The following is a 7,837-nucleotide window of genomic DNA, read 5'->3' as shown; positions in this document are numbered from 1 at the left end:
CCCTCGCCGGCGACCGCGTGGCCCGGCTGACGGCCGCCCTCGCCCGCCAGCGGGAGCTGCTGACCGAGGTCTACCGGGGGCAGCAGCTCGACGAGCTCGTCACGCGCACCTCGCGCGAGCTCGGACTCCCCGTGTCGGTGCTGACCGCGACCGGCCGGACCGCGGCCTCCGCCTCGCCCCTGGGGCTGGGGGAGATCGAGCGGGTCGTGCACGCGGCGCTCACGGCCCGGCGCAGCCCGGTCGTGGTCGCGGACGCCCGCGGCGGCGCCCTGTCGGTCCTCACCGTCGCAGGCGCGGGCGAGCACCGCGCCACCTCCTGGCTGGTCGTCGTCGGGGGCGACTGGAACGACTGGCCCGCCGCAGTACTCGACGCCGTGACGGAGCTCGCCGGAGTCGTGGGGGTCTACCGGCTGCAGCGGGAGGCGGCGCTCTCGGCCGACTCCGCTCTCGCCGACCGCCTGCTCGAGCTCGTGGAGGAGGACAGCGAGCAGCCCGAGGCCGCGGTGTACCTGCGGCAGCTCGGACTCGGCGGAGCCGGGCGGTGCGCCGTGGTCGCCGCCGAGTTCGAGGGCGACGCGCCCCCGGACCTGGCGCGCCGTGTCCTGGTCGACGCCGCCGCGCACCTGGGCCGCGCCGTGGTCGGACGCGACGCCCAGGGCTGCGCGGTGGCGGTGCTGCCCACCGAGGCGACCGATGCGATCCCCACCGGCGCGGATCCGCTCGCCGTCGTCACCTCGGCGCTACGGCGAGCGGGAGCCGCGTGGCCGGGCGCCGTGCTGCGCGTCGGGACGAGCGCCGCGACTCCGCTGCCCGCGCTCGGCGGCGCCCTCCGCTCGGCACGCTACGGGATGCTGCTGCCGGGCTCGCCGGGCGACGACGCTCCCGTGCGGGTCAGCGACTCCGGAGAGGTCACCTCCGCCGTGCAGCTGCTGAGCGCGGTCCCCGACCACCTGCGCTCGGTGTTCGTCGAGCTGGTGCTCGGGCGGCTCGTCGAGCACGACGCGCGCTACGGCTCGCAGCTGGTCGCCACGCTCGCGGCGTTCCTCGACTGCGGCGGCTCGTGGGTGCGCACGGCGGAGCAGACGCACCTGCACCTGAACACAGTGCGGTACCGCATCGCGAGGGTGGAGGAGCTGACGCAGCGCGACCTGTCGGACACCGCGGACCGCGCCGACCTGTTCCTGGCGCTGCGCCTGCGCTGACGGCCGGGTGCGCGCGGTCCGCACCGCGCCGCCCGGGCCGGCCCCGTCACTCCGGAGGCGCGATCCGCCTGCCCCGGACGTGCACCGCGGCGATCGCCGGCTCGCGCAGGGTCATCAGCAGGGCGAAGAGCAGCTGGGCCGTCGCCTCCTCCTCGTCGTCCGCGCGGATCCCGTGGGCGAGGACGTCGGCGAGCGGCTCCCACCGGTCGGGCTCGATGCGGAGGAAGTCCGCGTCCTTCCCGGGGTCGAGGCTGCCGAACCGGTCCTCCTGGTCGAGCGCCCGCGCGCCGGCGAGCGTCGCCGTGAACAGGAGCTCGGCCGGATGCAGGGCGACGGCCGCGTCGCCGGGCTCCGAGAGGTGCACCTTGAAGGCGTCGTTCGCCACTCGCGCCAGCAGCCACTCGTCGCCCGCGCCCACGTCCGTGCCGAGGGCGACGGTGACCCCCGAGGCGGCGGTCCGGCGCCAGGGCATGGTGCCGGAGCCGAGGAACTGCTGCGAGGTCGGGCAGTGGGCGATCGAGGTGCCGGTCTCCTCCATCCGGTGCAGCTCCGCGTCCTGGCAGTGCACGGCGTGGGCGAGGATCGTGCGCGGCCCGAGGAGGGAGGAGCCGCCGCGCGCGGAGCCGGGCAGGAAGAGCCCGTCGTAGGTGTCGAGGTAGCTGCGGGTGCCGTACGAGCCGAGCACGGCGGCGATCTCGCCGTCGCCGGGCCGGTCGTTCTCGTTGAGGTGGCTGTGCACGTAGACGCCGCGTCCGCGGACGTCGTCGTAGAGGTCGCCGAGCGCTCCGAGGGTCCGGGGAGTGACGGACAGCGAGAACCGCGGGACGAGCGCGACCTGCAGGAGCGGGTCCCTCCCGTGCCAGCGGTCGATCTCCTCCGACGCGAGCGTCAGCGCCTCCTCCTCGGAGGTGATCAAGGGCGCCGCCGAGACCGGGCCCGTGGTCTGGATGCCGCGCCCCGACACGATCCGCAGCCCCGCCTCGCGGCTGCGCTCGAAGAGGGCGTCCTGCGCGGCCGGGAACGCGGAGCCGAAGACCATCGCGGCGGTCGTGCCCGCGGCCACCCGCCGCCGGGTGAAGGCGCGCGCGACGACGTCGGCGAACTCCGGGTCGGCGAGCCGCGCCTCCGCCGGGAACACCGTCCGGTCGAGCCACTCGAGCAGCTGGCCGCCGCCGAAGCCGTCGGTCGAGAACGTCTGGGGGAAGTGCACGTGCGCGTCGACGAAGCCGGGCAGCAGGATCGACGCGGCGTCGCCGGAGACCGGCAGGAGCGCGAAGCGGTCCGGCAGCTCGCGGTACGGACCGACCCAGGCGATCGTGCCGTCCTCGTCCACGGCGAGAGCGCCGTCCGGGATCGACACCAGCGACTCCCGCGCGGTCGCGAGCGTCGCACCCCCGGCGACGTGCAGCACGTGCCCCCGGTGGACGCCCCCGGCGCCGGTCACACCAGGCCCGTGTAGGCGGTCCAGGCGGATCCCGCGGGCGGCGCGTCGTCGCGGGTGACGCTCGCCTGGATCAGCCCGTAGGGGCGGTCGGCGGCGTGGAAGACCTCGTTGTCGTTCTCGACGCCGAAGGGCGAGAGGTCGTAGACGAAGTGGTGCTTGTTCGGCGCGGAGAGACGGATCTCGACGATCTGCGGGTACTCCTCCAGGACCGCCTTCCCCATCTCGAAGAGCGTCTGCTGGAGGGCGAGGGAGTGCACGGTCGCGAAGCGGCTCGTCAGGAGCGCCTTGACGCCCGCGTAGACCGCCTCCCAGTCCATCGCCGCGATCTCGTCCTCGCTCAGGGCGAAGCGCCACTTCGCGACCAGCGAGGTCGCCATCACCCGGTCGTTCGTCGGCTGGAGGACCGTGTACGGGTCGGTGAGGAAGCCGTGGAACTCGCTCCCCGTGGACTTGAGGACGGTGAGGTCCTTGAAGCCGCCGGTGATCCAGATCCGCCGCTCGTCGCCCGAGCCCTCGACCGTGACCGACGCGATCCGCGTCTCCTGGCCCTTCCGGACCCAGGTGTGGTCGTGCTCGCGCCCGTCCACCAGCACGCGCTCCCAGGCGAACTCCTCGATCTCGATGCGGGCGCCGTGGACGGGCTCGTAGCCGTCGACGAAGTGGCGGGCCAGCTCGAGGCCGTAGGGCTCGATCGAGCGCAGGCCCTTCTCCTTGGCGAAGGCGTACGCCGTCTGCTTCTGCGTGTCCGTGGGCAGGACGGCCGACTGGTCTCCCTCTCGGTGCGCGGCCTCGAAGTCGCCGCGGAGGGCCGTGGAGACGTTGACGTCGTGGATCTCGTGCCGCGGGGTCTCGCGGTAGATCCGCACGACGCGGTTCTCGGCCTTCCCGTACTGGTGGTCCCCGAGGATGATCGACATGTCCGCTCCTGTCCGTTCCGTGCGGCCGGGCCCGGTCACGCGGTGGTGCCCGTCCTGCTCGCGGCTCCTGCGAGCCCGTCTGCCAGCCTTGCGCCTGCCGGGGGCTCCGCGCACCGGCGGAGCATCCCGAGGAGCCGCCGCCGGGACTCCGAGTCTTGTGCGATCCGCCCGCCCCGCGGCTCCGACCCGCCTCCGTTCACACGCTCGAAACCTGCCGATGACACGGCGGCGGTCGGCGTGAGCGGTGGAGCTCCCCGAGGTGTCGTCGTGCAGGCGGGGCATCGGCGGGTCGAGGTCAGGGGCGGCTGAGGAGGCGCCCGGCGGGCGGGACCGTCGCGGCGGTGACGCGGCGGCCGCCGACCCAGGTGGCGGCGACGGCGCCGCGGAGGACGCGGCCCTCGTAGGCCGAGATGGGGTTCCGGTGCGAGAGGGCGTCGACGTCCACGCGCCACTGCGCCTCCGGGTCGAACGCGACCAGGTCGGCGTCGGACCCCGCGTGCAGCAGGCCCTTCTGGCCGAGCCCGGCGAACGCGGCGGTCGCCGTGGACATCCAGGCGACGACCTGCTCGAGCGGGATGCCCCGCTCGCGGGCCCCGGTCCAGACCGCGCGGAAGCTCAGCTCGAGTCCCGAGATCCCGCCCCAGGCGACGCCGAAGTCGCCGCCCGCGGGGAGCTTCAGCTCGGCGGTGGCGGGGGAGTGGTCCGAGGCGATGATGTCGATCGTCCCGTCGAGCAGCCCCTTCCAGAGCAGCTCGCGATTGCGCTCGTCGCGGATCGGCGGGCAGCACTTGAACTGCGTGCCGCCGTCGGGGATCGAGCCGGCGTCGAAGGTGAGGTAGTGCGGGCAGGTCTCGGCGGTGATCGGCAGCCCCTCGGCCTTCGCCTCGCGCAGGAGCGGCAGCGCGTCGGCGGAGGAGAGGTGCAGGATGTGCGCGCGGCAGCCGGTCTCGCGGACGGCCTCGATCACGTGCAGGATCGCGCTGCGCTCGGAGGCGGGCGGGCGGGAGTCGACGAACGCGCCGTAGGAGGCGCCGGGCTCCAGCGCGCTCGCCTCCAGCTCGGCCGGGTCCTCGGCGTGCACGATCAGCAGTCCGTCGAAGGCGGCGATCTCGCGCATCGCCTCGACGAGCTGCTCCCGGCTCAGGTGCGGGAACTCGTCCACGCCGCTCGGCGAGAGGAAGCACTTGAAGCCGAAGACGCCCGCGTCGTGGAGCTCGCGCAGCGTGCCGAGGTTCGAGGGGATCGCCCCGCCCCAGAAGCCGACGTCCACCTGCGCCTGCGGCCCGGCGGCCGCGCGCTTGGCCTCGAGCCCCGCCACCGTCGTGGTCGGCGGGATCGAGTTCAGCGGCATGTCGATGATCGTGGTGACGCCGCCGGCGGCGGCCGCGCGGGTGGCGGAGGCGAAGCCCTCCCACTCCGTGCGGCCCGGCTCGTTGACGTGCACGTGGGTGTCGACGATCCCCGGGATCAGGACCTGGCCCTCGGGGAGGACGATCTCCTCCGTGGTCCGCCAGGGGGCGTCCCGCTCGCCGACCGCGACGATCAGGCCCTCGGCGATCGCGATGCTGGCCGGACGCCGGCCGTTCTCGGTCAGCACGTCGGAGGCGCGGATCACGAGGTCGAGGAAGGGAGCGTCGTCAGGCATGGATCGACCCTATACTCGGCATGTTTCCTGCGTGTGAGCGCCCGTCGGCGGCTCCGCCCGGCCTCCCCGCAGCCCCGGCGCCGTCGCCTCCCGTCCGAGAAGAGGAGGCCGTCGTGCTCGACATCGCCGCCGCCCTGCTCGAGCGCGTCGAGGCGGGTGGGAGCGTCGCCGTCGTCACCGTCACGCACGTCTTCGGCTCGGCTCCCCGCGCTCTCGGCTCCTCGATGGCGGTGGACGCGGAGGGGCGCGCGATCGGCTCGATCTCCGGCGGCTGCGTCGAGGCGCAGGCGTACGCGCTGGCCCAGGAGGTGCTCGGCACCTCGGGCAGCGCGTCCGAGCACTTCGGCTTCGACGACGAGGCGGCCTTCGCCGCGGGCCTGTCCTGCGGGGGGCAGCTGCGCGTGTTCGGCCAGGTCGTCGACTCCGGCTCCACCGCGGTCCTCGCCGAGCTGCGCGCCGCCCGCGCCGGCCGCTCGGCCGCGCTGGCGATCGTCGTCGGCGGCCCGGAGGAGCTGGTCGGCCTCGTGCTCACCGGAGCGACGCGGCTCCAGGACGTCGTCGGCCCGCACCTGGACGAGGACACCGCCCGCCGCATCCTCGCCGAGCGCGAGGCGCGCCTGGCCGTCGGCCGCTCGACCACGGTCGAGACCGCCTGCCGGGGCGCCGAGCTCGAGGTCGCCTACGTCGTGCACGCCGAGCGGCCGCGCCTGCTGATCTACGGCGCCGTCGACTTCTCCGCCGCGCTCTGCTCCGCCGGCGCCCTGCTCGGCTACCGCGTGACCGTCTGCGACGCGCGTCCGGTGTTCGCGACCGCCGAGCGCTTCCCGGGCGCGGACGAGGTCGTCGTCGAGTGGCCGTCCGACCACCTCGCCCGCGCCGAGGTCGACTCCCGCACCGTGATCGCGGTGCTCACTCACGACGAGAAGTTCGACATCCCGCTGCTCGAGACCGCGCTCGCGCTCCCGGTCGCCTATGTCGGCGCGATGGGATCGCGGCGCACCCACGAGCGGCGGCTGCGGCTGCTGCGCGAGGCGGGAGTGACGGAGGAGGCGCTCGCCCGCCTGCACTCGCCGATCGGCCTGGACATCGGCGCGTCGACGCCGGAGGAGACGGCAGTGTCGATCCTCGCGGAGGTGCTCGCCGCGCGCACGGGGACGTCGGGGGAGCCGCTCGCGGGGCGCTCGGGCCCGATCCACGCGGCGCGCTGAGCCGCACGTCCTCCGCTGGCTGTGCGCCGGCGTGATCGCACCGGCGTGATCGCACTGCGGCGGGAAACGGCCGCGAAACACCGCGCTGCCATGCTCGGGGCATGCAGCGCCACGTCCTCACCGGAGCCCACGTCGCCACCGTCGACGCGCACGCGACCGAGCACCCCGTCGGCCACGTCGTCGTCGACGACTCGCGCATCGTCGCCGTCGGGGCCGGCGACCCTCCGGCATGGGCCCTCGACGGACGGTCGCCGACGGGCCTGCCGGCGCAGGAGGCGATCACGCTCACGCGGGTCGACGGCCGCGGCCACCTGCTCACTCCCGGGCTCGTCAACACGCACCACCACCTCTACCAGTGGCTCACCCGCGGCTGGGCGCAGGACTCGATCCTCTTCGACTGGCTGGTCGCTCTCTACCCCGCCTGGTCCCGCATCGACGCCGACCTGACCCGCTCCGCCGCCCTCGGCGCGATGGGCGTCCTCGCCCGGTCCGGCTGCAGCACCGTCGCCGACCACCACTACGTCTTCCCGCGGGGCTCGGGCGACATCGTCGGCGGCATCGTGGACGCGGCCGGCACCCTCGGCCTCCGGCTGCACGCGACCCGCGGGTCGATGGACCTCGGCGAGTCCCGGGGCGGCCTCCCGCCGGACTTCGCCGTCGAGACCACGGCGGCAGCGCTGCAGGCCAGTGGAGAGGCGGTCGAGCGGTACCACGACGCCTCCGCCGACGCGATGGTGCGGGTCGCGATCGCCCCGTGCTCGCCCTTCTCGGTGACCACCGACCTGCTGCGAGAGTCGGCCGTCCTCGCCCGTCAGCTCGGGGTCCGGCTGCACACCCACGGCTCCGAGACCGTGGAGGAGGACGCCTACACGCGGGAGGCGTTCGGCCTCTCGCCCACCGACCACCTGGAGTCGCTCGGCTGGCTCGGCGACGACGTCTGGATGGCGCACTGCGTCCACCTCGACGCCGACGCGATCGCGAAGTTCGCGGCCACGGGCACCGGAGTCGCGCACTGCCCGTCCTCGAACGGCCGGCTCGCGGCGGGCATTGCGCCGATCCCGCAGCTGCTGGCTGCGGGAGCCCCGGTCGGCCTCGGCGTGGACGGCGCGGCGTCGAACGAGTCCGGGCAGCTCGGCTCCGAGATCCGCGCCGCGGTCCTGATGAACCGCCTGCGCGCCGGTGCCGACCGGATGAGCGCCCGGCAGGCCCTCTCGGTCGCCACCATCGGCGGGGCCCGGGTGCTCGGCCGGCAGGACGAGATCGGCTCGATCGAGGTCGGCAAGCTCGCCGACCTCGCGCTCTGGCGGATCGACGGGATCGAGCACGCGGGCATCGCGGACCCGGTCGCGGCCCTCGCACTCGGAGCGCAGCCCCCGCTGAGCCTGCTGCTGGTGCAGGGGCGCCCGACGGTGCGGGAGGGA

The 7,837-nt window shown here is 74.8% G+C and carries 6 protein-coding genes; 3 read left to right on the top strand and 3 right to left on the bottom strand.

The features are described 5' to 3' along the window. The coding region (locus tag C5C27_RS15905; protein ID WP_146079722.1) for a CdaR family transcriptional regulator at window positions 1–1,202 on the top strand (1,202 nt) is incomplete at its 5' end. A 46-nt stretch (window positions 1,203–1,248) separates the two neighbouring features. Here the strand turns inward: C5C27_RS15905 and C5C27_RS15900 are convergent. From C5C27_RS15900 to allB, 3 genes are all read right to left on the bottom strand, one after another. After that, complete coding sequence (locus tag C5C27_RS15900; RefSeq protein WP_104314893.1) at window positions 1,249–2,646, bottom strand: amidohydrolase family protein; 1,398 nt, start codon at window positions 2,644–2,646, stop codon at window positions 1,249–1,251. Further along, window positions 2,643–3,563 carry a factor-independent urate hydroxylase gene (gene pucL / locus C5C27_RS15895; protein WP_104239523.1) on the bottom strand — a complete coding sequence of 307 codons (921 nt, stop codon included), beginning with the start codon at window positions 3,561–3,563 and terminating at the stop codon, window positions 2,643–2,645. Before pucL ends, C5C27_RS15900 begins: the two co-directional genes overlap by 4 nt. A 295-nt stretch (window positions 3,564–3,858) precedes the next feature. Next, window positions 3,859–5,208, bottom strand: a complete 1,350-nt coding sequence (gene allB, locus C5C27_RS15890) for an allantoinase AllB (RefSeq protein WP_104314892.1) — start codon at window positions 5,206–5,208, stop codon at window positions 3,859–3,861. A gap of 113 nt (window positions 5,209–5,321) precedes the next feature. Between allB and C5C27_RS15885 the strand changes: the two genes are divergently transcribed. Next, on the top strand, window positions 5,322–6,416 hold the full coding sequence (locus C5C27_RS15885; protein WP_258066825.1) for an XdhC family protein: 1,095 nt from the start codon (window positions 5,322–5,324) through the stop codon (window positions 6,414–6,416). 101 nt (window positions 6,417–6,517) lie between these two features. Beyond that, a partial coding sequence (locus C5C27_RS15880) for an 8-oxoguanine deaminase (RefSeq protein WP_104314890.1) occupies window positions 6,518–7,837 on the top strand: 1,320 nt, incomplete at its 3' end.

The sequence above is a fragment of the Rathayibacter sp. AY2B7 genome, from assembly GCF_002931635.1.
In the GTDB taxonomy this organism is placed as follows: domain Bacteria; phylum Actinomycetota; class Actinomycetes; order Actinomycetales; family Microbacteriaceae; genus Rathayibacter.
This window is presented reverse-complemented; position numbering and strand designations above follow the sequence as displayed.